Here is a 23362-nt window from a genome sequence, read left to right as displayed (position 1 = left end):
GGAGCCGCGCATGTCGCGCAGGAGAACTGCCAGTACGAAGAAGAAGCTGGCGTTGCTGGTCACCGCCGCCGCGGTCGCCGGAGGCGGGGCCTTCGCCCTGGCCACCACGTCGAACGCTTCGCAGACGAACACGACGAACGCCAAGACGCTGTCCGCCCCGAACTCGACGGTCTGCCAGGGGCTCGCCACCGCCCTCGGCAACAACCAGAGTTTCATCGCCGGCCAGAAGGCCAGTCCCGACGCACAGTCGGCGGCGCGGATCGCCAACCGCGAGGCGGTCATCGCGCAGATCAAGGTGCAGCAGAAGGCGTCCGGTTGCACGGTTGGGGAGTCGGCTCAGGGCTCCCAGGCCGCACAGCCCGCGCAGTCCGCACCCGCGGCCACGGCGACCTCCAAGGCGACCCCTCCGGCGGGCAACACCGGCAACACCGGTGCCGGCGCCGCCGCGGGCAGCCAGGTGTGCAACGGCTCGACCGTCACGCTCTCCGGCGAGGCCGGTGCGCCTGCCGCCTCCAGCAACCAGTTCCCGGCGGGGACGACGCTGAAGGTCACCAACCTGGACAACAACAAGTCCACGACGGTGAAGGTGACTTCGGTCTCCGGCAGCTGCGTCCTGCTGAACAACGCCGCATTCGAACAGGTCCGTGAGCCCGGCAAGTTCCTCATCCGCCGTGCTCTGATCCAGAAGGTGGGGTGACGCTCAGGGTCCGAGAAAACCGGTGAGGTGACGGCCCAGTCGCTCAGGCGCGGACTGCGGCAGCGCGTGATGAGAGACGTTCGCGAGGATGTCGGTCTCCACGTGCGGCAGCAGGCTCGCCGCCCGGGTCGCCACCAGGTGCGTGTCATAGGTCCTGCTGCTTCCGGCCAGAAGCAGCAGGACCGACGCGTTGAGCCCGCGCAGCACGTCCGGCGCCGGGCGGGGACCGGTCACCGGTTTCGCGGACGGGAACCCCGCGCCCGCCTCCTGGAGGCGCAGCCAGTCGGGCTCCAGCGCCGCTCCCCCGGTCTCCCACTCCAGGAACGCGCGGACCCGGCGCGGAGTGGGCCGTAGCAGCATCGGCAGCGCGTGCAGCAGATACGCCGTCTCGAACCCGGCGAAGCACTGGGTCGGGTCGAGGAGGAACAGGCGGCGTATCCGGTCGGGCGCGTGCAGCGCGTAGTGCAGGGCGATCCAGCCGCCGTAGGAATGACCACCGAGGTCGGCGGCCGGCGTCACGCCCAGCCCGTCGAACACCGCGTCCAGCCAGGTCATCAGGTCGGCCACCGTGCGCGGGCGACGGCCGGGCGCCGGGACGCTCCGGCCGGGGAAGCCGATCAGGTCGACGGCGTGGACGCGGTGACCGGACCGGGCGAGCTCGCCGGCCTGGGCGTACCAGGACGCCGAGGTCGCTCCCCCGCCGCCGGGGAGCAGGACGAGCGGGCGCCCGCCGACGGGCCCGCACACATTCACGTACGTCTCGCCGAACGGCGTCGGGACGCTCACCGCCTCCCGCTCGTCGGGCCACTTCGCCATGACCTTGTCGTAGGCGGACCGGAAGCGGTCGCTGTCGAAGCCGCCCGTGTCGTACGCCCCACCGCGGATGCCCATGCGGTTCACCTCTCCCTCCCCTTCTCCCTTCATTGTTCCCGGGCCGTCGCGGTCGAACGCGGCCTGCACAGCGCCCGGTTCGCGAACCGGAACGGCATGCACCGGACGCTCGAAGTGAACCAGCGGGCGGTCGACCTCGGGCAGTCGTTCTTCGGTCCGCTCATCGGGAGCTCGGTGGCACTGCTCCAGGGGTACGACGAACGGGAACTGGCCGCGATCCGGGGCTTCCTGGCCGGGGGCCGCGAGGCCGCCGCCGAGGGCTAACCCCATCGCATACGAGCCGCCCGGCCACCCCCGTCTGCGACTGCGAACAGCGAGGCGGGCCCTGGTGGCGTGAATCGCGCCACAGCATGGCCAGGTAACACGGGGTTCACACTTGGGCAATGATCGGGAAATCGCATGTTGACAGGCTGCCCGGCATGAATCGCGGCGCTCCAGTGCCGCTGCGCCGCAGCACCCGCAAGTGCGACGAAAGACCCACCCCCGAAGGATGTGGCCCGTGACCTTCAAGGCTGAGTACATCTGGATCGACGGCACCCAGCCGACGGCCAAGCTCCGTTCCAAGACGAAGATTCTGGCCGACGACGCCAAGGGCGCCGAGCTCCCGATCTGGGGCTTCGACGGGTCGTCCACGAACCAGGCCGAGGGGCACTCCTCGGACCGCGTGCTCAAGCCGGTCGCCAGCTTCCCGGACCCGATCCGCGGCGGCGACGACATCCTCGTGATGTGCGAGGTCCTCGACATCGACATGACGCCGCACGAGTCCAACACGCGTGCCGCGCTCACCGAGGTCTCGGACAAGTTCGCCGCTCAGGAGCCGATCTTCGGCATCGAGCAGGAGTACACCTTCTTCGACGGCTCCCGCCCGCTGGGCTTCCCCGAGGGCGGCTTCCCGGCCCCCCAGGGCGGCTACTACTGCGGTGTCGGCGCCGACGAGATCTTCGGCCGCGAGATCGTCGAGGCCCACCTGGAGAACTGCCTCAAGGCCGGTCTCGCGATCTCCGGCATCAACGCCGAGGTCATGCCCGGCCAGTGGGAGTTCCAGGTCGGCCCGGTCTCCCCGCTGGAGGTCTCCGACCACCTGTGGATCGCCCGCTGGCTGCTCTACCGCACCGCCGAGGACTTCGGCGTCTCCGCGACCCTCGACCCCAAGCCGGTCAAGGGCGACTGGAACGGCGCCGGCGCGCACACCAACTTCTCCACCAAGGCGATGCGCGAGGGCTACGACGCGATCATCACCGCGTGCGAGTCCCTCGGCGAGGGCTCCAAGCCCCTCGACCACGTCAAGAACTACGGCGCCGGCATCGACGACCGCCTGACGGGCCTGCACGAGACCGCCCCGTGGAACGAGTACTCCTACGGCGTCTCCAACCGCGGTGCCTCGGTCCGTATCCCGTGGCAGGTCGAGAAGGACGGCAAGGGCTACATCGAGGACCGCCGTCCGAACGCCAACGTCGACCCGTACGTCGTCACCCGCCTGATCGTCGACACGTGCTGCTCCGCCCTGGAGAAGGCCGGCCAGGTCTGATCCGCCCCGCACCTGCGCGAGGGGGCGCCCACTGTCACGGTGGGCGCCCCCTCGCGTTGTCAGTGGCGCGTGCGAGTGTTGATCCATGGACATCGACGGGGGCCTCAAGGGCATCGACGAGGGTCTCGACATCAAGGTCGAGACGGAGAACGGGCAGACGTACCCGCGGACTTCGGCGGTACAACTGCGGGAGCTGGTGGCGCGCATCGGGGGCGCCCGCGACCGTTTCCTGATCGTGCAGCGGATACCCGACCTCCCTGACGTGTTCGCCCAGGTGTGGCACGAGAAGGGCGGCGACCACCGCCTCGAACACCGCCTGAGCGAGGCCGAGTTCTACGGCACGAACCTCACGGATCCCGTGCGCGTGGCGGAGCTGCTCACCGGCTGGGCACGGCAGACGGCCGGCTGGGACGCGGGCCTCGACTGGGAGCCGGTCGACCTGGGCCCCCGGGAAGAGGTGCCCGAACTCCCGGACGAGGTGCGGGAGAAGGTCGAGGAGCGGGTCAGGACACGACTGCGCTGCGGCTACGACGACAGGAGGACGCTGACCGAGATCGCCGAGGACTACCTGGTCAAGGGCGACGAGCGGCCGGTGTCCCGCGCGCAGGCCGCGCGGCTCGTGGACCGGCTGTGGGTGGAGCGCGTGACCGAGCAGGCGGCCTGGGAGGGCGTCACCGACCCGGACCGGCTCACCCGCGCCTTCGAGGCGCTGGACGCGAACGGCATCACCGCCCGGGAGAACTTCGCCTGCTGCCGGGGCTGCGGCCTCGCGGAGATGGGCGCGGAGCGGGAGGGTGCGCGGGGTTTCGTCTTCTTCCACGAGCAGGACACGGAGCGCGCCGCCGAGGGGTCCGGACTCGCTCTGCACTACGGCGGGTTCGACGGCTCGGACGAGACCGCGACAGCCGTCGGGTACGAGATCCTGGCCGCGCTCCGGGCCGCCGGGCTGTCCGCCGACTGGGACGGAGATCTGGACACAGCGATCGACGTCAAGCCGCTGACCTGGCACAGACGGCTGGTGGGCTGAGGGGCCGGACGTCAATTTCCCGCCAAGGGGGCGTCCAAGCTGTGAGAGGAGGGTCCTGTTGCGGGCGTGTGTCTGCTTCAATGGGCCCATGGGCAACTACCAGAAGTGCGGAGCGACGGGTCGCCATGACCTTGAGCCCTTCTGGCCTTCCCGTCAGCACCATGACTTCGACCGGGTGTGTTGTCGCGCGATGAACGCGCCGGCCCTCTAAAGCCGTACACCCTCGGCCTCCGGCCTGCGCGACTCGACGTACGTCCCTCGACGAACCTCTCGCGCGAAAGAGCTGACCTCTCATGGCGATCATCCGTTCTCTGTCCTCCGCCACCCTCGACGCCCCGGCGCCCTCCCCCGCCCCGACCGGCACGCGGAACCATCTGCGTGCCGTCGACCGGGACGAGGTGATCGACGTCGCGGAGTTCCTGCCGCCGGGTGCCACCTGGCTGCCGGCGCCGCCGCACACGCTGCCCACCCTGCCGGGGCAGCCGCCGATGGTCGGGTACCTCGTCCTCATCCCGGCCGACAGCCCGCACCTCGCCCGGACCGGACACCCCGACGTGCTGCCCGACGGCGGACCCGACATCACCGCCGACATCACCACTGGCCTCACCGCCGACGCCGAACCGCTCGTCCGCATCGACACCGTGCAGCGCACCGCGCAGCTCAAGGGCGAGGAACTCGACCTCACGTACCTGGAGTTCGAGCTCCTGGCCCACCTGGTGGCCCACCCCAACCGGGTGCACACGCGCGACCAGCTGGTCACCACGGTGTGGGGCTACGGGCACGTGGGCGACGGCCGTACCGTCGACGTCCACATCGCCCGGCTGCGCCGCAAGCTGGGCGTCGAGCACCGCAAGGCGATCCAGACGGTGCGCCGGGTCGGGTACAAGTACACGCCGCCGACCGGGCGTTGATCGTCTGCTGACGGCAGATTCGCGTTCCGTTCCGCGGGCCGCGCGGGCAGAGTCGTCGGCATGAGACTTCTGGTGCTGGGCGGTACGGAGTTCGCGGGACGGGCCGTCGTGGAGGCGGCCCTCGGGCGGGGCTGGGAGGTGACCGTCCTCAACCGGGGCCGGCACGAGGCCCTGCCCGGGGTCCGGGCGCTGCGGGGCGACCGCACCGCGCCCGGTGGGCTCGCCGCGCTGGCCGAGGGCGAGTGGGACGCCGTCGTCGACACCTGGTCGGCGGCGCCCCGCGCGGTGCACGACGCCGCGCGGCTGCTCGCCGGGCGGGCGGGGCGGTACGTGTATGTGTCCAGCTGCTCGGTGTACGAGTGGGCGCCGCCCGCCGGGTACACCGAGGACGCGCCCGTCGTCGAGGGCGCGGAGCCCGACGCCGACAGGACGGACTACGCGCGCGACAAGCGGGGCGGGGAACTGGCCGCGCTTGACGCGTTCGGGGCGGAGCGGTCGGTGTTCGTGCGGGCGGGGCTGATCCTCGGGCCGTACGAGAACATCGGGCGGCTGCCGTGGTGGCTGAACCGGGTCGCGCGAGGTGGGCCGGTGCTGGCGCCGGGGCCGGGGGAGCTTGCCCTTCAGTACGTGGATGTGCGGGACCTCGCGGAGTGGGTGCTCGGGGCGGTGGAGCGGGAGCTGAGCGGGGCGTACAACCTGATCTCGCCGCAGGGGCACGCGACGATGGGGTCCTTCTTGGACGCGTGTGTGCGGGTCACCGGTGGGGCGGCGTCGCTGCGCTGGACCGAGCCGGAGGTCGTGCTCGCGGCCGGGATCGCACCGTGGACGCAATTGCCGGTGTGGGTGCCGCCCGGTAGTGAGGAGCATGACGCGCTGCACAGTGCGGATGTGTCCCGGGCGGTGGCTACTGGGCTGAGCTGTCGTCCTGTGGAGGAGACGGTGGCTGATACGTGGGGGTGGTTGCAGGGTATTGGTGGGGTTGCGCCGCAGCGTCCCGATCGGCCGGGGGTGGGGCTTGACCCTGCTGTGGAGGCGAAGGTGCTTGGGGTGGCGTTGTAGCGGTGGTTTGTTGGCTGCGGGCCGGTGGGGGCTGGTCGCGCCCGCGCGGCGGAGCCGCAAATCGACACAGCCCCGCGCCCCTAAAAACCGAAAGAACCGGTGTTGGTAGCGACACCCCCATCACGGTGCGCGGGCCCCGTGACCTTGTCGCCGTGCTCCGTGAGACTGGGCGTATGGACATGAACAGGGCCCGTACCGTCGTCACGGCCGGGCTGCGTGGGCTCGGGCTCGCTCTGCTCTCCCTCTACGGGTCGCTCGTCCTCTTCGTTCTCACGCTCGTCTCCCTCGCGCTCGTCCCTGTGGGAATCGGGCTGATCACCACGCCCTGGGTGCTGGCCGCTGTGCGCGCGCACGCGGACCGGCGGCGGCTGTTCGCCGTGGAGTGGTGCGGGGTGCGGATTCCGGTGGAGCCGAGCGGGGCGAAGTCCTGGAAGGTCACCTTCCGGTTGCTCGGCTGGCTGTTCGTCGACATGACCGCCGGGTTCGTCACCGCGCTGGTGCCCGCGGCTCTCGTGTTCTATCCGCTGGAGGGGTTCGCGCTGGCCTTCGGGCTGTGGAGGGTGTTCACGGACGGAACGTATGTGGGGTGGTGGTACGGGTTCGTGCCGGTGAGCGGGCAGGGCAGTGCGCTGCTCGCGGGGCTGCTGGGGGTCGCGCTGCTCGTCGCCTCCTACTTCCTCACGCCCGCGCTGCTGCGGGTCCATTTCCTGCTGACGCGTTCTGTGCTCGCTCCGGGGCAGGGTGAACTCGCCGAGCGGGTAAGGGTGTTGACCGAGACCCGGCGGGACGCCGTGGACTCCTCGGCGGCCGAGCTGCGGCGGATCGAGCGCGATCTGCACGATGGCGCTCAGGCCCGGCTGGTGGCGATGGGAATGGATCTCGGGACGATCGAGGCGCTGATCGAGAAGAATCCGGCGAAGGCCAAGGAGTTGCTGGCCCGGGCGCGGCAGTCCTCCGCCGAGGCGCTGGGCGAGTTGCGTGATCTGGTGCGCGGGATTCATCCGCCGGTGCTGGCGGAGCGTGGACTCGGGGATGCTGTAAGGGCGTTGGCGCTGCGGATGCCGGTGCCGACGGAGGTGGGCGTGGACTTCGGGAGCGGGCGGGCGGACGCGCCGGTCGAGTCGGCCGCGTACTTCGCGGTGAGCGAGGTGCTGACCAACGCCGTCAAGCACTCCGGTGCCGACCGGATCTGGGTCGACCTCCACCACGCGGAGGGGATGCTGCGGATGTCGGTCACCGACAACGGTGGGGGCGGCGCCGTGGTCGGGGCGGGGTCGGGACTCTCCGGAGTCGGGCGGCGACTGGGTACATTCGACGGCGTCCTGGCCGTCAGCAGCCCCGCGGGCGGTCCCACCGTGGTGACCATGGAGATTCCGTGCGTGTTGTCCTAGCCGAAGACCTGTTTCTGCTGCGGGACGGGCTGGTGCGGCTGTTGGAGGCCTACGACTTCGAGATCGCCGCGGCTGTGGAGAGCGGGCCCGAACTCACGAAGGCGCTGGCCGAGTTGGCGCCGGACGTGGCCGTGGTCGACGTACGGCTGCCGCCCACGCACACCGACGAGGGGTTGCAGTGCGCGTTGCGGGCGCGGCGGGAGCGGCCCGGGTTTCCGGTGCTGGTGCTGTCGCAGCACGTGGAGCAGTTGTACGCGCGGGAGTTGCTCGCCGACGGGAGCGGCGGGGTGGGTTATCTGCTGAAGGACCGGGTGTTCGACGCGGAGCAGTTCGTGGACGCCGTACGGCGGGTGGCGGGCGGCGGGACGGTGATGGATCCGCAGGTGATCCAGCAGTTGCTGGCGCGGCGGGCGGCCGACGACCGGCCGCTGGGGCGGCTCACGCCCCGGGAGGTCGAGGTCCTCGAACTGATGGCGCAGGGGCGGTCGAACGCGGCGATCGCGGGGCAACTCGTCGTCACGGAACGGGCGATCGGGAAGCACACGTCCAATATTTTCGCCAAACTGGGGCTGGAAGTCTCCGACGACGACAATCGCCGCGTGCTGGCGGTATTGGCCTATTTGGACCAGGGACGCTGAGCACTAGCTGTGAGTCGATCACAACTACCGGTGTTTAACGGGCAGTTGATAGGGGACTTACCCAGGAACCTCTCATAAATTTATGAGACCGCTGAACACTCCTGGGACCCCCTGCGTATCAATGGGAGCCGCTTCACTCCTGTCGGGCGCCTCGCTGCCCCGCAAGGAAGTCAGAGGAGTTCCATGGGACGCAATGATCGTAAACGCCGTACGCCGCTGGCCACCAAGGCCATTGCCGCATCGGCTGCCCTAGCGCTCGGTGGGGGCGGGCTGCTCTGGGCACAGATGAACGCATCGGCGCATGAGTCCAACTCATCGGGCCAGAACACGACCAAGGCCGCCGCGGCCAGTGCCGTCGCGACGATCGCCTGCCCGGACGTCGGCCAGCAGCTGACGAGCGTGCCGGAGAAGGCCAAGCAGGGCGTCGCCACCGAGTTGGCGAACCTGGACAAGCAGATCACCGAGGCCTACGCCCGGCTCGCCTCGACGCGCCAGGCTCAGGCCAACGACGCGAGCTTCGTGCAGAACGCGATCGTCGGCCCCCTCAAGGAGAAGCGGGCCGCGACGATCGACCGCATCCGCATCGACATCCAGCGAGTGGGCGGCACCGTCAACGCCACCGCGCTGGCGCAGCTCGCCGCGTGCACCACGCAGGCCGCCAACACCACCACCGCCGGTGGTCAGAACAACAACGGCGGTGGCAACAACAACGGCGGGCAGAACAACAACGGCGGCCAGAACAACGGCAACACGGCCGCTCCGAGTGCCAGCGCCAGCGCCTCCGCGCCCGCCGCCAACAACGGTGGTCAGGCCGGCAACGGTCCGACGGCCGCGGACTTCGTGGACATCACCAAGGTGGCCGCGAACGTCCAGGCGAAGCCCCAGAAGCAGGCTCAGGCCTCGACGGGCTCCTTCACCACCAGGTGCGGTGTCAACGCCAACAAGAACCACAACACCGACAACGTCATCGTGGCTCCCGGTGTGACCAACGGCGCGCACCACGAGCACGACTACGTCGGCAACCAGAAGGTCAACGCGTTCTCCACGAACGACTCGCTGCTGGCCGCCCCCTCCAGCTGCCAGAACCAGAGTGACCTCTCCTCGTACTACTGGCCGGTGCTGCGTGTGCAGGACGGCACGAAGGAGTTCGACGCCAACGCGCAGGGCGGTGGCCTGGAAGGCAACGTCGGCAAGATCCTGACCGCGCAGTCGGCGCAGATCAAGTACGTCGGTTCGCCGGCCAGCAAGGTCGTCGCGATGCCGCAGTTCCTGCGCATCATCACCGGTGACGCCAAGACCCTCACCAACGGTCTGGCCAACGCCAACGCGCACTGGAGCTGCACCGGCTTCGAGAACAAGGTTCAGCTGACGGAGCAGTACCCGATCTGCCCGCAGGGCAGCAACGTGGTGCGCACCTTCGCCTTCCAGAGCTGCTGGGACGGCGTGAACATCGACAGCGCCAACCACCGTACGCACGTGGCCTTCGCGGACCCGGCGAGCGGTGTCTGCGGGAACGGCTTCAAGGCCATCCCCCAGCTGACGATGCGTCTGGTCTACAAGGTCACGCCGCCGACCATCCAGAACGGCGTGGTCAAGAACGCCTACGCGGTGGACGGCTTCCCGGAGCAGTTGCACAAGGCGTCGACCGACCACGACGACTTCATCAGCGTCACCAAGAACAACCTGGCGGCGACGATCGCCAACTGCATCAACACCGGCAAGAAGTGCCAGTGAGCAGTAGCCGGTAGCGGTAGCTAGTACGAAAGCGGGCGGTGGGACTCTCCCACCGCCCGCTTTCGTGTGTGTCCTGGGCTAACCGGTGTGGGCCCTCTGAGGGGTGTGAACCGGTGACACAGTTTTCAGCTGGTGTGCTTCGAGTGGTCGGTGCCGATCTCCTCGTCGCCGCCGAGCGTCGTCTGCAGCTTCTTGACGATCTTGTCGGTGCCGACGGCGACCCACTTGCGGCCGACGAGGTAGAAACCGCCGTAGTCCTTGGCGTCGTTGATCCACTCGCGCTGGCCGCGGTCGGTGGCGAAGGTCGCGAGGACGAACTTGCCGTAGCTCATCGTGCAGATGGCCTGCCGGAGTTCGTCGGCGTCGGTCTGGATGTCGGGCGTGCACTTCACCTTGGCCGCCAGGCTCTCCAGGCTGCCGGTGGCCGCCGGAGGTATGGTCGCGGCCTTGGTGTCGGCGCCGCAGCCCACCAGCGCCAGCGCCGCCGTGGCGCCGGCCACCGCGAGCATCGGTCGGGTCAGCCTCATCTGTCGTTCCTCCGGTAGTCCGGTCAGCAGCATGCCGCAGACGGCCCCGACGAGGGGCCTTCTCCTTCGATACGGACACAACGGGCCCCGCACTCAAATCCCTGGCACCCGGCTGTGCACATCTGCGAAGGTGGCGCCCGTGAACAAGGACTGGGAAGACCGCGTGACCGCCGCCTGGGCAACCTTCGACGACCATCCGGAGGAACAAGCCGCCGACTTCCGGGCCGTGATCGACGCCCTCGTCGCCGAGCTGCCGGACGGCAGCCCGCTCGGCCCCTTCGAGCGGGCCTGCGCCTGGGACTCGACCGGGCACTCGGAGAAGGCCGTTCCGCTGTACCGGGAGGCGCTGGCACGTGGGCTGGACGGCTACAAGGGTCGCCGCGCGAAGATCCAACTCTCCAGTTCGCTGCGGAACATCGGACAGGCGGAGGAGGGCGTCAAGCTGCTCACACCCGAACTCGACGGTCCCTCGGACGAGTTGGACGACGCGGTACGCGGCTGTCTCGCCCTGTGTCTGTCCAGCCTGGGCCGCGACCGCGAAGGCCTGTCCCTCGTGCTGGGCGCGCTGGCGCCCCATCTGCCGCGCTACCAGCGGTCGATGGCGAACTACGCACGGGCGCTGGTCGAACCGGAGGACTGAGTCGCCCGGGTGGCGGTGACCAACTCACGATTCGCTCGTTTTGCTGAACGTGCAGACACAGGATGTCGCGGGGCGCCCCGCAGCTTCACCCACCGCCCCGGTCGTCGATGTCGAACAGGCCGAGGCCGCGCTCGTCGAGCACTATCCACGGCTCGTCCGGCTCGCCTATCTGGTGCTCCCCCCGAGCCTCGGCCGCAACCGGCGCGTCCTGACCGCGCACGCCCTCACCCAGCGCGCCCTGCCCAGGGGCCGCGCGTCGGCGTCCGCGATCCCGGCCCAGTCGACAGGGCGGGACGTCGACCCGGGCTACGCCTTCGTGCGCCTCCAGGTCGTGCGTACGGCGCTGGAGGCGGGCCTCCCGCTGTCGTTCCGGGCGTGGCCCAAGCGCTCCCAACTCCCGCCGCTGCTCCCCCAGGTGTGGGGCCTGCGGCTCTTCCCGCGCTCGGGCGGCGCCGACGAACTCGCCCTGGACCAGCGGCTGTCGGCCCTGTCGGGCCCGGCCCGCGCGGTGTACGCGCTGCGCGGCCTGGAGAAGCTGCCCGACGGCGACGTACGCCGGGTGCTGGCCGCGGCCGGAGTCGACGACGTGGACGCGGCGCTGCGCGAGGCCGACGAGGCGCCCGCGCAGTACCCGCTGCTCGACTCCCCGGAGTTCGACCCCTGTTCGCTGCACGCGCGGCCCACCGATCTGATGCGCCGCCGCCAGCACGGCAGGGCCGCGCTCGCTGCCGCGGCGGCCGTCGCCGTGTGCGGTGCGCTGCTCGCGCTGCCGGGCAGCGGCTGGGGCCCGGACGGCGCCGCCGCACCCGCGTACGCGGAGAACCCGGCGGCCCAAGCCGCGCTGGACCCCGGCAAGTTGACGAGGGTCGTGCCCACCGCCTGGGAGTCCGCCACGCGTAAGGACTTCTCCGTCTGGCCCGCCCGCGGCGACCTCACCAAGGACACCGCCCTGCTGCGGCGCGCCCTCGCCGTCTGGGCCCGCCCCGGCGAGTCCGTCCAGGTCTCGGCGACCCCCGGCACCCCCTCCGGCGGCCCGGCGGGACCGCCCCAGCTCCTGTACGCGGGAACGGTCGACAACGCCCGCGTGGTGATCCTCTACGACGGTCTGCGCATCGCCCGCTACGCCGAGCCGAAGGACGGCACCAAGGGCGCGGCGCTGGACTTCGCGCGGGTCGACGGCGCGACCGGCACCGAGGCCAACGCGGTGGTCCTGGACCGGGCCGACGGCAACGTCCGCTATCTGACGGCCCCTTGGGTGAAGAAGGTCGCCGAGCGGGACCTGCTGAAGCCGAGCGCCGGCGCCCTGCCCATGACCCTCACCGACGGCGTCACCTCGCCGCTCGCGTCCCCCGCCCAGGAGACCGGCGCGTGCACGTCGTGGAACGTGCTCCAGCTGACCGACGACACCGGCACCCGCCTCATGAGCGACCTCGGCGAGCTGGTCCCCGCGCACCTCACCACCGGTCGGCCCGGCGCGCCCCACGAGGTGTCCGGCGCGGAGACCCAGCGCGCCTGGGCCCCCTTCGCCTGCTCCCTCGGCGCGATGCGCTCGCTCGGCGTACGGTCCGTGAACGCCTGGCAGTACGCCGCGCAGCCGCTGCCCGACGCGAGCGGCACGGCGGCCTGGGTGTGCACCCGGGCCGAGACCTGGCGGGGCGGCGGCGAGCGGGTGCTGGCCCAGTTCCGCACGCCGGGCGGGACCTACGGCGCGGTCGCCGCCAAGGCGCAGGACGTGGCCGCGTGCGGGGCGCGCGACCCGCAGGTGCTGGCCGGAGTGCTGTGGAAGTCGGCGGCGGGGACCTGGTATCTGCTGGCCGCGGGCGGGAAGGACACGAAGTCGGTCAGGGCGACCGGCGGGGTGACCGGCTCGGCGCAGGGCGCCCTGCTGGCCGTGAAGACGCAGCAGGGCGCCCAGGCCGAGCTGAACGGCACGCTGGCCGACGGCGGGACGATCACCGGCCTCCGTTAGCCACCGCCCGGCCCCGCTAGCTGACACTCGCGTCAACAAGTCCCCGCACAAGGGTTCCCCCCGGACTTACCCGTCAGTACATTGACGCCATGTCCAACAAGCAGCCGCTCAAGGCCCGAAAGGTGTCCTTCTCCTGGGAGGGCACCCCGCTGCACTGGGTGCCCGGCGATCCGTTCACCACGCACACGATCAACGTGCTGCATCTGCTGCTGCCCGCCGGTGAGCGGTGGTTCGTGCACGTCTACAAGCAGGTGCTGCCCCTCATCCGGGACGAGCGGCTGCGCGAGGACGTGATCGGGTTCATCGGCCAGGAGGCGATGCACTCCCAGGCCCACGACGAAGTCCTCCCGCATCTGCGGGAGTTGGGGCTCGACCCGACCCCGTACACCGCGCAGGTCGACTGGTTCTTCGAGAAGCTGCTCGGCGACCGCACCCTGCCCCCGGGCCGGGCCCGCCGGTGGTGGCTGCTGGAGCGGGTCGCCCTCATCGCGGCGATCGAGCACTACACGGCGTTCCTCGGCGACTGGGTGCTGAACGCCGAGGAGCTGGACCGCCGCGGCGCCGATCCGACCATGCTGGACCTGCTGCGCTGGCACGGCGCCGAGGAGGTCGAGCACCGGTCCGTCGCCTTCGATCTCTTCATGCACGTCGACGGCGGCTACCGGCGGCGCGCCCGCACCTGGGCCACCGCGTTCGCCGCGCTGATGTTCCTGTGGCAGCGCGGCGCCCGCTTCTTCATGGCGAACGACCCGACCCTCGTCGACCGCCGCGCGAGCTTCAAGGACTTCTACGTCGCGGGCCGGCGCGGCACCCTGCCCGCGACCGGCGACATGCTCAGGTCCATACCCCGCTATCTGAGCCGCGCCTACCACCCCTCGCAGGAGGGCAGCACCGAGCAGGCCGTCGCCTATCTCGCCTCCTCGCCCGCGGCACTGGCCGCCGAGAAGAGGGCGGAGTAGTGCCGAAGCCGCTCACCGTCGCGGTGCTGGCCGGTGCCGCGCTGCTGACCCGGCGCGCGCTGCGGCGCCGGGTGCGGGACTCACCGCTGTGGCCGCTGCCCGCGCTGGACCCGCCCACCTCCGGCCGGCCGCGCACCCGGGCACTGCGGCTGCGGGTCGCCGCGAAGGAGACGGTCGCCGACGGCGTCGTACAACTGCGCCTGGAAGGGCGGGACTTGCCGGGCTGGGAGCCGGGGGCGCACATCGATCTGGTGCTGCCCTCGGGGCTGGTGCGGCAGTACTCGCTGTGCGGGGATCCGTCGGACAGCTCGTCGTACACGGTCGCCACGCGACTGGTCGAGGACGGGCGGGGCGGATCGCGCGAGGTGCACGAACAGGTGCGGGTGGGCGCGGAGTTGGAGGTGCGGGGGCCGCGCAACAGGTTCCCGCTCGTCAAGGCGCCCGGGTACGTCTTCGTGGCCGGCGGGATCGGGATCACGCCGATCCTGTCGATGCTGCGGGCGCTGCCCGAAGGTGCCGACTGGCGGCTGCTGTACGCCGGTCGGACGCGGGAGTCGATGCCGTTCCTGCCGGAGGTCGAGGAGTTCGGCGCGGACCGGGTGACCGTCGTGGCCGGACTGCCCGATCTGGACGGGGAGTTGGCGGACGTACCGGAGGGGACCGTCGTCTACTGCTGTGGGCCGGAGGGGCTCATGGCGGCCGTCGCGGAGCGTTTCCCGGAGGTGCGGCTCGAACGCTTCGCGCCCCAGGCCCCGTTGGGCGGCGACACCGCCTTCGAGCTCGAACTCCGGCGCAGCGGACGGACGTTGACCGTACCGGCCGACTCCACCGCGCTCGCCGCAGTCCGCGCAGAGCTGCCGAACACCCTCTACTCCTGCGAGCAGGGATTCTGCGGAACCTGTCAACAACGCGTACTGGAAGGGGAAGTTGAGCACCGGGACGAGTTGCTGACGGACGCCGAGCGGGCCGACTCGATGCTGATCTGCGTGTCCCGGGCCAGAAGTGTGCGTCTGGTGTTGGATCTGTGATGGGGTGATGTGAGCAACCCTGGTCGGTCCGGTCCGTTCGGGGCCGGATCAGATCGGTAAGGTGTTCGCATGAGTACCGGGGTTCGCCGCAGGATGGGAGTCGAGGAACGGCGGCAGCAGTTGATCGGCGTCGCTCTCGACCTGTTCAGCCATCGCTCGCCCGACGAGGTCTCCATCGACGAGATAGCCGCCGCCGCGGGCATCTCGCGACCGCTCGTCTACCACTACTTCCCCGGCAAACTCAGCCTGTACGAGGCCGCGTTGCAGCGCGCCTCGGACGATCTCGCCGGGCGGTTCGTGGTCCCCGAGGAGGGCTCGCTGGGGGGACGGCTGCTGCGGGCGATGGGCCGGTTCTTCGACTTCGTGGACGACCACGGGCCCGGTTTCGCGGCGCTGATGCGCGGTGGTCCGGCGGTCGGCTCGTCCACGACCAACGCGCTCGTGGACGAGGTGCGGCAGGCCGCGTACCTCCAGATCCTCTCCCACATGAAGGTCGAACAGCCGCCCGCCCGGCTGGAGTTGATGATCCGCTCGTGGATCTCGCTGGTCGAGTCGACGGCACTGATCTGGCTGGACGGCCGGCGTATCCCGCGCTCCGACCTGGAACGCCAACTCGTGCACGACTTCGGGGCGTTGGCGGCGGTGAGCGCGGCCTACGACGACGAACTGGCCGCGCTGCTGCGCGAGTCCCTCAGGAACGAGCCGGGCGACGGGCCGTTCACCGACCTCGTCGTCCGGCTCGTCGCCCTGGCGTCGTAGGACAGAAGAGGGTCTAGCGCTCGAACTTCCGGTAGGACGCGTCGAGTTCGCGTACCTCCGCGGAGGCGTGCAGCACGGAGCCGTCCTCGTCGATGTACTCGCGGAGGAGTTCCAGGACCTTCTCGGTCAGCTTCGCCTTGGTCTCCTCGGTGCGGCCGGCGAGCAGACCGAGGGTGACGTGGACGACGGTGTGTCCCAGCTCGTCGAGACCCTCGTACCCGAAGGCCGTGTACTCGGCCGGGCGGAACTGGGTCTTGCACGCCTCCGGCTTCGCGGCCGCGATCTGGACCACCGCCTCGTGCAGCGCACGGGCGAAACCGTCCTGGTCGAAGGAGATCGTGTGGGAGTGGTCGACGGTGATCTGCGGCATGGGGTTCCCCTGTTGTTCTCAGCCAATGACGGGCTCACCCTAGCCGCAGCGCCAGCATCGCGATGTCGTCTCCCCGGTCGACGCCGAAGCAGTCGAGGAGGGTGTCGCACAGCGCGTCCAGGCCGGGCAGGGCACCGGAGGCGGCGGCGCGCAGGTGTTCCATGGACGCCGAGATGTCCGTGCCGCGGGTCTCGATCAGGCCGTCGGTGATCATCAGGAGCCGGTCGGTGGGTTCGAGGAACAGCTCGGTGGGCGGCGGGTGGGACAGGCCCACGCCGAGCAGCGGGCCCGCCGCCTTGGCGTAGTCCGCGGTGCCGGAGTCCCGGACGATCAGCGGCGGGATGTGGCCCGAGTTGGAGATGAGGGTGCGCCCGGTGTCGGGGTCGACGAGCGCCAGGCACATGGTGGCCGTGGTCTCGGGGTGGTAGTGCCGCAGCATCCGGTCCAGCCGCTCGGCGAGCACGCTCGGGTCGCTCTCGTCGACGCAGTAGGCGCGCAGCGCGTGCCGTATCTCCACCATGACGGTGGCCGCCTCCAGCGAGTGCCCGACGACGTCACCGACGGCGAAGAGCACTCCCCCGCCGGCCGCCCGCAGGACGGCGTAGAAGTCGCCGCCGATCTCGGCGTCCTGGGAGGCGGGCACGTACCGTACGGCGGCGTCGACGCCCGGGAGTTCGGGCAGCTGGTCCGGTTTGGGCAGGAAGCTGCGCTGGAGGGTGAGAGCGACATGCCGTTCGACCTGGTACATGAGGAGGGGCTCGGCGGCGAGCGCGGTGGCCTGGGCGAGCTGTGCGAGCAGCGCCTCGGCCTCGGGGCCCACGCGGCGCAGCCCTCGGGTGGGGGCGGCGAGGCAGACCGGGGCCCGGCCCTCCTGGGTGAGGACCAGCGCGAGCCGGGCGTCGTGTTCCACGCCGGGCCGGAAGTAGCCGGTGGGCCACAGCGGCGCGGGCACGGTGGTGATCTGCACGCCGGACTGTCCCTGGGAGAGCCGCCGCAGCAGCCGGGCCACGGCCCGGTCGGCGCCCGGGGCCGGGAGCGCGACCGAGGTGCGGTCCCTGGGCAGGCCGCGGTACAACTCGTCGTCGCGGTCGAGGACGAACACGGCGGCGGGGGTGTTGGTGAGGCGCGCGGTGCCGTCGGCGGCGACGTCGACGAGTTCCTGGAGGGAGCGTGCCGCCTGGATGGTGACGATCATCTCGGACAGCAGGGTCAGCCGTTTGACGAGCGCCTGGTCGTCGGCGCGCAGCCGGGCCGCCCGCACCGCGGCCCGGACGGCCGCCTCGATCTCCTCGGGCTCGGCGGGCACCGTCAGATAGGCCTCGTCGCCCGCGTCGAGCGCCGGGCAGCGGTCGCTCGGCGGGACGGCCAGGGCGGAGACGTGCACGACCGGCAGGCCCGCCATGCGCGGCCGTTCCTTGAGCAGCCGGCACAGCTCGAACCCGCTCATGTCCGGCAGGTGCACGTCGATCAGCGCCACGTCGGGCAGATTCCCCTTGCGCAGCCGCACATCGAGCTCGGCGAGCGCCTCGCCGCCGCTGCCGACCGCGAGGACCCGATGACCGGCCCTGCTCAGCACACTCTCGACCGCGAACCGGCTCGCGGGCTCGTCGTCCACGAGCAGCACGGTCGCGTGCGTCAGCTTGCCATTGACGTCCATTGGTCAGCCCTGGCCCTTTGACACACCGGTGGGGCAGGCCGATGTCACAGCCCGCCCCACCACGATAATGCGCTTTCAGGATGTCCGGGTGAATACCGCCACAGTGCGTTCAGGAACCACGAAGGTGCCGGTCCCCTTGTCGTAGGAGGCGGACTTCACGACGGCGTCCGCGCCCGCCGCCTGCACCGGGTGCAGCCGGTAGCCGGTACCGGCCAGGGCCTCGACCCGCTGCTCCTGCCCGCTCGGCGTCGCGTTGAACACGACGACAAGATCACCGAGTTCCATGGTGATCACCCCGGGCGTCTCGTCCTTCCCGGACAGCGGGAACGACAGCTTCGCCTGCACCTGCCCGGCCGTGTCGAGCGAGAAGACACCCTCCGTCGTACGGATCCTCAGCAGATCCTGGTACGCGGCCGAGGCCCCCTCGATCTGCCCGCAGCCGACCTTCACCGACGTCAACAGGCCTTTCGCGTACGGCCACTTGGACGCGTTGTCGGCCGCCATCGGCAGCCCCCGCCCGAAGCCGTTGCCGTCCGCGCAGTTCCAGTGGATCGCGTTGAACCAGTCCCCGCTGTCGAAGGAGTTGCGGTCCAGGGACTTGGAGCGCAGCAGATCGGTACCGGCCTGGGAGAGGGACGGCCCCTGCGAGAGGGCGGCGGTGGCCATCGCGAGGACCTGCGCCCGGGCCCGGTCGGCGGCGCTCGTCCCGGCGGGCAGCTTGTACGTCAGCGCGTCGAACAGCGACTCGTTGTCGTGCGCGTCGACATAGGCGAGGGCGTCGCCGGGCGCGTCCGCGTAGCCGGCGGCCGTGCCGTTGTAGTCGACCTCGGAGCCGGTCACCTCCTTCCCGTCCGTGTCGGTGAAGCGGTACTTGGCGAGGTTGCCGCTCAGGCCGACCTTGATGAGGTCCTGGTAGTGCAGGAGGCGCGCCTTCTGCTCGGCCGAAGTGCCGTTCGCCGTCGAGGAGTTGGGGTCGGTGTACAGCCCGGACGCGAAGCCCTGCACACCCGGGTCCGCGTCGAAGGGGCTGCCGCCGCGCACCGCGTCCCGGGCCCGGTCGGAGAAGGTCGCGATGCCCGTGCCCGCCATGTTCTTCTGCGTGGCCTGCACGAAACGGGCGTCGTCGGCGACCTCGCCGAAGTTCCACCCCTCGCCGTACATGATGATCTTCTTGCCGTCGACGCCGTCCTTCGCGAGCGTCAGCGCGTCCAGCGCCTTGCGTACGGCGAGGATGTTGGCCTTCGGCTGGTGGCCCATGAGGTCGAAGCGGAAGCCGTCGACCTTGTACTCCTTGGCCCAGGTGACCACGGAGTCCACGACGAGCTTGCCCATCATGGCGTTCTCGGTGGCCGTGTTGGCGCAGCAGGTGGAGGTGGCCACGCTGCCGTCGGCCAGCAGTCGCTGGTAGTAGCCGGGCACGATCTTGTCGAGCACCGAGTAGTCCGCCTGACCGCTGGCCGCCGTGTGGTTGTAGACCACGTCCATGACGACCCGCAGGCCGTCCTCGTTCAGCGACTTGACCATCTTGCGGAACTCGACGGTGCGGCCGGTGCCGTCCGGATCGGTCGCGTACGAACCCTCCGGAACCGTGAAGTGGTACGGGTCGTAACCCCAGTTGTAGGCGTCCTTCGCGGCGACGGCCGCCACGCAGGCCTGCTGCTGCTCCGAGTCGGCCGGGTAGGAGGCGAGGTCGCAGTCGGTGGTCGACTGCTCGGACTTCTTCTCCGGGATGGTGGCGATGTCGAAGGCGGGCAGCAAGTGCACGTACGACGTCCCGGACTTGGCCAGTTCGCGCAGGTGCTTCGAGCCGTCGCTGTTCCTGTCGGTGAAGGCGAGATACGTCCCCTGGTCCTGCGCGGGGACGGTCCTGTCCGCGACGGAGAAGTCCCGGATGTGCAGTTCCTGGATCTCGGCGTCCTTCAGCGGCACCGCCTTGGGCTTCTTCAGGCTCGACCAGCCGCTCGGGGCAAGGGACTTGGCGTCGAGGTCGACGACGAGGCTGCGCTCGGAGTCGGCGGTGAGGGCGACCGAGTAGGGGTCGGTGACCTGGTTGGTGACGACCTTCCGGACGGTCGGCGCCCACACCTTCACGACGTACCGGTACGGCTTGTCAGTCCAGGAGGCCGGACCGGTGACGGACCAGACGCCGGTGGTGGCGTCTCGGCTCATCTGCTTGAGCGAGCCGTCGAGGTCGAGGGACACGTTCTGCGCGGTCGGGGCCCAAACGGCCAGCGTGGGACGGCCCTTGTGGAAGGTCGGACCGAGGTCCGCCTTGGTCGCGGTGGCGTACACGTCGTCGAGGACACCGGCGATCTGTACGCCGGTCGCAGCCAACACGGCCCCGTTGACGGCCCGTTGGGAGGCGACGAGCTGACCGGTCAGGGCCTCCCGCACCCGGCCCCGGTCACGCGGGTCGACGGACCAGGCCGTGTAGTCCTTCAGGTAGGGGAACTTGGCCTTCTGCGCATCGGTGAGCGTGGTCTTCGACAGCCGCAGCCAGCGCTCGTCGTCGCTCGTCAGAGTGCCGTCCTTCACGGCGATCGAACCGTCCTGGGAGTACAGGAGTTGGGTGGAGGCAGCAGCCTCGGAGCCGTTCCAGGCGACCGTGTTCCGGTCGATCCAGACCGCCTTGGAGGTGGTCAGGTCGAGGGCCGCCGCGCTGCCGGCGGGCTGCGGCAGGAGGTACTTCTCCTGGCCGTTCAGCAGCCACACCTCGTACCCGTTGGACTTGAGGTCGAGCGACTGGTCCGCGGAGAGGTCCTTCTCGTCGCCCTTGTGGATGATGTAACTGAGACTGGTGGCACCGGAGTTGAGCGGCACCTCGAAGACGGCGCCGTAGGAGTCGGTCCGCACCGGCTGGAGCGGGCTCGACCAGTCGGTGGGGTTCGCGGCACCCGTCCAGACGTGCAGGCCCCAGCCGCTGTAGTCGCCGTCGGCGCGGTGGTAGTGGATGACGGCCTTGGTGGTGTCCTGCGCCGGAGAGTCGGGGTTTTCCGTCTGTACGGCTTCCTTGCCCTGCTCGATCCAGACCTCGCCGGTCTTGGTGACGTCGATCGAACGGTCGGCGGCGACATCCTTGTTGCCGTCCTTGTCGATCACCAGGAAGCCGACGTTCGTCGCCCCGGGCTTCAACTTGACGTAGGCGAAGGCGCCGTAGGCATCCCGCCCGACGAACGGGTGACTGGCCGGCCAGGTCGTCGCCTCGCCGTCGGCCAGGTCGCCCCAGGCGTACAGGCCCCAGTTGTCGTAGTCGCCGTCGGTGCGCTTGTAGTGGACGACCGCGTAGTCGCGGGAGGAGGCGGTGGGGACCTCGGCGGCGGGCGGGGTGCCGGAGGTGGAGGCGGCTGTCGCGCTCGCCGTGCGTCCGGTGGAGTCGACCACAACTGCCTTGTACCGCAGGCTCGTTCCGGGCGCCACGTCCTTGCCGATGGTCTGGGTGACCTTGTACGGGGCGTGGTCGGCGGAGCCGAGCGTCCGCCACTCGCCGTTGCCGGTCTGGGCGGCGAAGACGACCCGGTCGAGCTGGCCGCCGGTGACGTCCGCGCTCAGCTCGACGGTGCCGGTGGCTCCGGCGTCCGGCGCCTTGAGGGTGATCGTGGGCTTGCTCACCGGCGGGGCGAGGGAGCCGGCCGCCTTGAGCACGATCGCGGAACCGGCCGGGACGGTGACCGTCACCTTGTTGTCGGCGCCGCTCGTCGCGGTAGCCGAACTCCCGTAGATCCCGCGGTAGTTCATGTCCGGCGAACCGGTCGCAAAGGTCACCGTCCTCGCGGTGTCGGCGTTGTTGAGGGCGACGACGTACTCGGCGCTGCCGCTGGTCCGCGTGAAGGCGTAGACCCCGGCGCCGTCGGCCGCGTAACGCTCGGTCTGCACACCGTCGGTCAGCGCCGGGTTGTCCTTGCGGAGCTTGGAGAGAGCGGCGATGTCCTTGTAGAGCGGGGCAGTCGGGTCGTAGGCGTCGCTGGCGGCCGTGCGATCGGTGCCGATCTCGTCGTCGTCGAGATAGTCGGCGACCTTCGAGGCGAACATCGTCTGGCGGGCGTCCTTGTCGCCGCCGGAGCCGGTGAAGCCCTGTTCGTCGCCGTAGTAGACGACGGGGTTGCCGCGGCTGAGGAACATCAGCTCGTTGGCCAGCTTGTCCTTGGCGAGCAACTCCGCGTCGGTGGCCTTCGGGTTGTCCTGGTCGAGGAAGTAGCCGATGCGGCCCATGTCGTGGTTGCCGAGGAAGGTGACCTGCTCGTAGGCGTTCGCCTTGTCGGTCGTGTACTTGTAGTCGTCGCCGAAGACACTCGCGAGCTTCTGCGCGCTGCCGCCCTGGGAGGCGTAGGTGCGGGCCGCGTCCTGGAAGGGGAAGTCGAGCGTGGCGTCGAGGCGGCCCTGGGTGACGTAGGGCGAGGTGACGGACGTGTCGGCGGAGTAGACCTCGCCGAACATGAAGAAGTTCTTCCGGCCGTGCGCGGCGGCGTACCGGTCGAGGGCCGTCGCCCACTGGGTCCAGAAGTCCATGTCGACGTGCTTGACGGTGTCGATGCGGAAGCCGTCCACGTCGAAGTCGCGGACCCACTTCTCGTAGATCTTCTCCATGCCGCTGACGACCTCGGGCCGTTCGGTCCACAGGTCGTCCAGGCCGGAGAAGTCGCCGTAGGTGGCGTTCTCGCCGACGTAGGTCGAGTCGCCGCGATTGTGGTACATCGTCGGGTCGTTGAGCCAGGACGGGACCTTCACGTCCGCCTTGCCGGCGGGGACGGTCGGGGTCTTGGGGAAGGAGGAGGTGGAGACGGCGGGGAAGGTCTTGGTGCCGTCCGCGTAGTCGGCGTCGTCGAAGGGCTGCCCGTCCTTGGTGAGGTAGGGGAAGGCGCCCTTGGAGAGGTAGTCGTAGGACTTGCCCTCGTAGTCGACGACGTCGGCGGTGTGGTTGGTGATGACGTCGAAGAAGACCTTCATGCCCTTGGCGTGCGCCTTGGAGATGAGGGTCGCGAGGTCCTTGTTGGTGCCGAAGTGCGGGTCGACCTTGGTGAAGTCCGTTATCCAGTAACCGTGGTAGCCGGCGGAGGCGTCGGCACCCGTCCCCTGCACGGGCTGGTTCTTGAAGATCGGGGCCATCCAGATGGCGGTGGTGCCGAGGCCCTTGATGTAGTCGAGCTTCTTCGTCAGGCCCTTGAGGTCGCCGCCCTGGTAGAAGCCCTTGTCGGTGGGGTCGTAGCCGGTGCTGAGGCGTGAACCGGTCAGCCCGCCCCGGTCGTTGGAGGTGTCGCCGTTGGCGAAGCGGTCCGGCATCACGAAGTAGAACTGCTCGCGGGTGTCGTCGTGCCGGGCGGGCGTGGCCGCCAGCTTCGCGTCGGACGGGGGTGCGGGCGGGGTCGCGGCGTGGGCGGCGAGGGGTTGGACGAACGCGGCGAGGAGCGCGGCGACGACGATGCCCGCAGCCCTTCTCCGTCGCTCGGTACGGCGCGTGCGGGCCACCGGCCATCTCGGTATCACAGGCGTGAACTCCTTGCGATTAGGGCCTGTCCGGCGGATCAGGTCGCAGGAAAGCATCGGCGCCTGATCAGCGCCGGTGAGCGGGGTCTGGTGCGT

The 23362-nt window shown here is 70.2% G+C and carries 19 protein-coding genes; 14 read left to right on the top strand and 5 right to left on the bottom strand.

Translation table 11 applies throughout. The features are described from left to right. Positions 1-10: 10 nt before the first annotated feature. Positions 11-697: a hypothetical protein gene (locus ACQHII_RS34325; protein WP_427922922.1), complete on the top strand. Its 687-nt coding sequence runs from the start codon at positions 11-13 to the stop codon at positions 695-697. A 3-nt stretch (positions 698-700) separates the two neighbouring features. On the opposite strand, the gene ACQHII_RS34320 is transcribed toward ACQHII_RS34325, so the two are convergent. Continuing rightward, positions 701-1588, bottom strand: coding sequence for an alpha/beta fold hydrolase (locus tag ACQHII_RS34320; RefSeq protein WP_427922921.1), 888 nt, complete (start codon positions 1586-1588; stop codon positions 701-703). A gap of 96 nt (positions 1589-1684) precedes the next feature. Between ACQHII_RS34320 and ACQHII_RS34315 the strand changes: the two genes are divergently transcribed. From ACQHII_RS34315 to ACQHII_RS34280, 8 genes are all read left to right on the top strand, one after another. After that, positions 1685-1852, top strand: a complete 168-nt coding sequence (locus ACQHII_RS34315) for a hypothetical protein (protein WP_427922920.1) — start codon at positions 1685-1687, stop codon at positions 1850-1852. A 235-nt stretch (positions 1853-2087) separates the two neighbouring features. After that, positions 2088-3116, top strand: coding sequence for a glutamine synthetase (gene glnII / locus ACQHII_RS34310; RefSeq protein ID WP_399116841.1), 1029 nt, complete (start codon positions 2088-2090; stop codon positions 3114-3116). Between the two features lie 85 nt (positions 3117-3201). After that, positions 3202-4143 carry a DUF6891 domain-containing protein gene (locus tag ACQHII_RS34305; protein ID WP_427922919.1) on the top strand — a complete coding sequence of 314 codons (942 nt, stop codon included), beginning with the start codon at positions 3202-3204 and terminating at the stop codon, positions 4141-4143. Positions 4144-4436: 293 nt separating this feature from the next. Then, the gene (locus tag ACQHII_RS34300) at positions 4437-5054 is read left to right on the top strand and encodes a winged helix-turn-helix domain-containing protein (protein WP_427922918.1); all 618 of its coding nucleotides are present in this window, start codon (positions 4437-4439) and stop codon (positions 5052-5054) included. A gap of 60 nt (positions 5055-5114) precedes the next feature. Continuing rightward, on the top strand, positions 5115-6113 hold the full coding sequence (locus ACQHII_RS34295; protein ID WP_427922917.1) for an NAD-dependent epimerase/dehydratase family protein: 999 nt from the start codon (positions 5115-5117) through the stop codon (positions 6111-6113). Between the two features lie 173 nt (positions 6114-6286). Next, complete coding sequence (locus tag ACQHII_RS34290; protein WP_427922916.1) at positions 6287-7504, top strand: histidine kinase; 1218 nt, start codon at positions 6287-6289, stop codon at positions 7502-7504. Continuing rightward, positions 7489-8142: a response regulator transcription factor gene (locus ACQHII_RS34285; RefSeq protein WP_359616215.1), complete on the top strand. Its 654-nt coding sequence runs from the start codon at positions 7489-7491 to the stop codon at positions 8140-8142. The genes ACQHII_RS34290 and ACQHII_RS34285 overlap by 16 nt, the downstream gene beginning before the upstream one ends. 183 nt (positions 8143-8325) lie before the next feature. After that, positions 8326-9876 (top strand): DUF1996 domain-containing protein, encoded by a 1551-nt coding sequence (locus ACQHII_RS34280; protein WP_427922915.1) that lies wholly within the window; start codon positions 8326-8328, stop codon positions 9874-9876. 125 nt (positions 9877-10001) lie between these two features. Here the strand turns inward: ACQHII_RS34280 and ACQHII_RS34275 are convergent, their stop codons facing one another. After that, positions 10002-10403, bottom strand: coding sequence for a hypothetical protein (locus ACQHII_RS34275; protein WP_427922914.1), 402 nt, complete (start codon positions 10401-10403; stop codon positions 10002-10004). Between the two features lie 139 nt (positions 10404-10542). On the opposite strand from ACQHII_RS34275, the gene ACQHII_RS34270 reads away from it, so the two are divergent. The 5 genes from ACQHII_RS34270 to ACQHII_RS34250 all read left to right on the top strand — a co-directional run bounded on the left by ACQHII_RS34270 (position 10543) and on the right by ACQHII_RS34250 (position 15758). Beyond that, on the top strand, positions 10543-11043 hold the full coding sequence (locus ACQHII_RS34270; RefSeq protein WP_427922913.1) for a tetratricopeptide repeat protein: 501 nt from the start codon (positions 10543-10545) through the stop codon (positions 11041-11043). 49 nt (positions 11044-11092) lie between these two features. After that, positions 11093-13012: a hypothetical protein gene (locus ACQHII_RS34265; RefSeq protein ID WP_427922912.1), complete on the top strand. Its 1920-nt coding sequence runs from the start codon at positions 11093-11095 to the stop codon at positions 13010-13012. Between the two features lie 89 nt (positions 13013-13101). Next, positions 13102-13971, top strand: a complete 870-nt coding sequence (locus tag ACQHII_RS34260) for a metal-dependent hydrolase (RefSeq protein ID WP_427922911.1) — start codon at positions 13102-13104, stop codon at positions 13969-13971. After that, entirely contained in the window at positions 13971-14999 is a 1029-nt protein-coding gene (locus ACQHII_RS34255; protein WP_427922910.1) for a PDR/VanB family oxidoreductase, read from the top strand. Before ACQHII_RS34260 ends, ACQHII_RS34255 begins: the two co-directional genes overlap by 1 nt. A 69-nt stretch (positions 15000-15068) precedes the next feature. Then, positions 15069-15758, top strand: coding sequence for a TetR/AcrR family transcriptional regulator (locus tag ACQHII_RS34250; protein WP_427922909.1), 690 nt, complete (start codon positions 15069-15071; stop codon positions 15756-15758). 13 nt (positions 15759-15771) lie between these two features. Here ACQHII_RS34250 and ACQHII_RS34245 read toward each other — a convergent pair whose 3' ends face one another. From ACQHII_RS34245 to pulA, 3 genes are all read right to left on the bottom strand, one after another. Beyond that, complete coding sequence (locus ACQHII_RS34245) at positions 15772-16128, bottom strand: 5-carboxymethyl-2-hydroxymuconate Delta-isomerase (RefSeq protein ID WP_093625919.1); 357 nt, start codon at positions 16126-16128, stop codon at positions 15772-15774. 34 nt (positions 16129-16162) lie between these two features. Continuing rightward, on the bottom strand, positions 16163-17785 hold the full coding sequence (locus tag ACQHII_RS34240) for a SpoIIE family protein phosphatase (RefSeq protein WP_427922908.1): 1623 nt from the start codon (positions 17783-17785) through the stop codon (positions 16163-16165). Positions 17786-17860: 75 nt separating this feature from the next. Next, a complete protein-coding gene (gene pulA, locus ACQHII_RS34235; RefSeq protein WP_427922907.1) occupies positions 17861-23266 on the bottom strand; it encodes a pullulanase-type alpha-1,6-glucosidase in 5406 nt (1801 codons plus the stop codon). Positions 23267-23362: the final 96 nt, after the last annotated feature.

It is taken from the genome of Streptomyces sp. cg40, assembly GCF_050320165.1.
In the GTDB taxonomy this organism is placed as follows: domain Bacteria; phylum Actinomycetota; class Actinomycetes; order Streptomycetales; family Streptomycetaceae; genus Streptomyces; species Streptomyces hokutonensis.
Note: the sequence above shows the minus strand (reverse complement) of the source record. Positions and strands in the feature narration are given on the sequence as shown.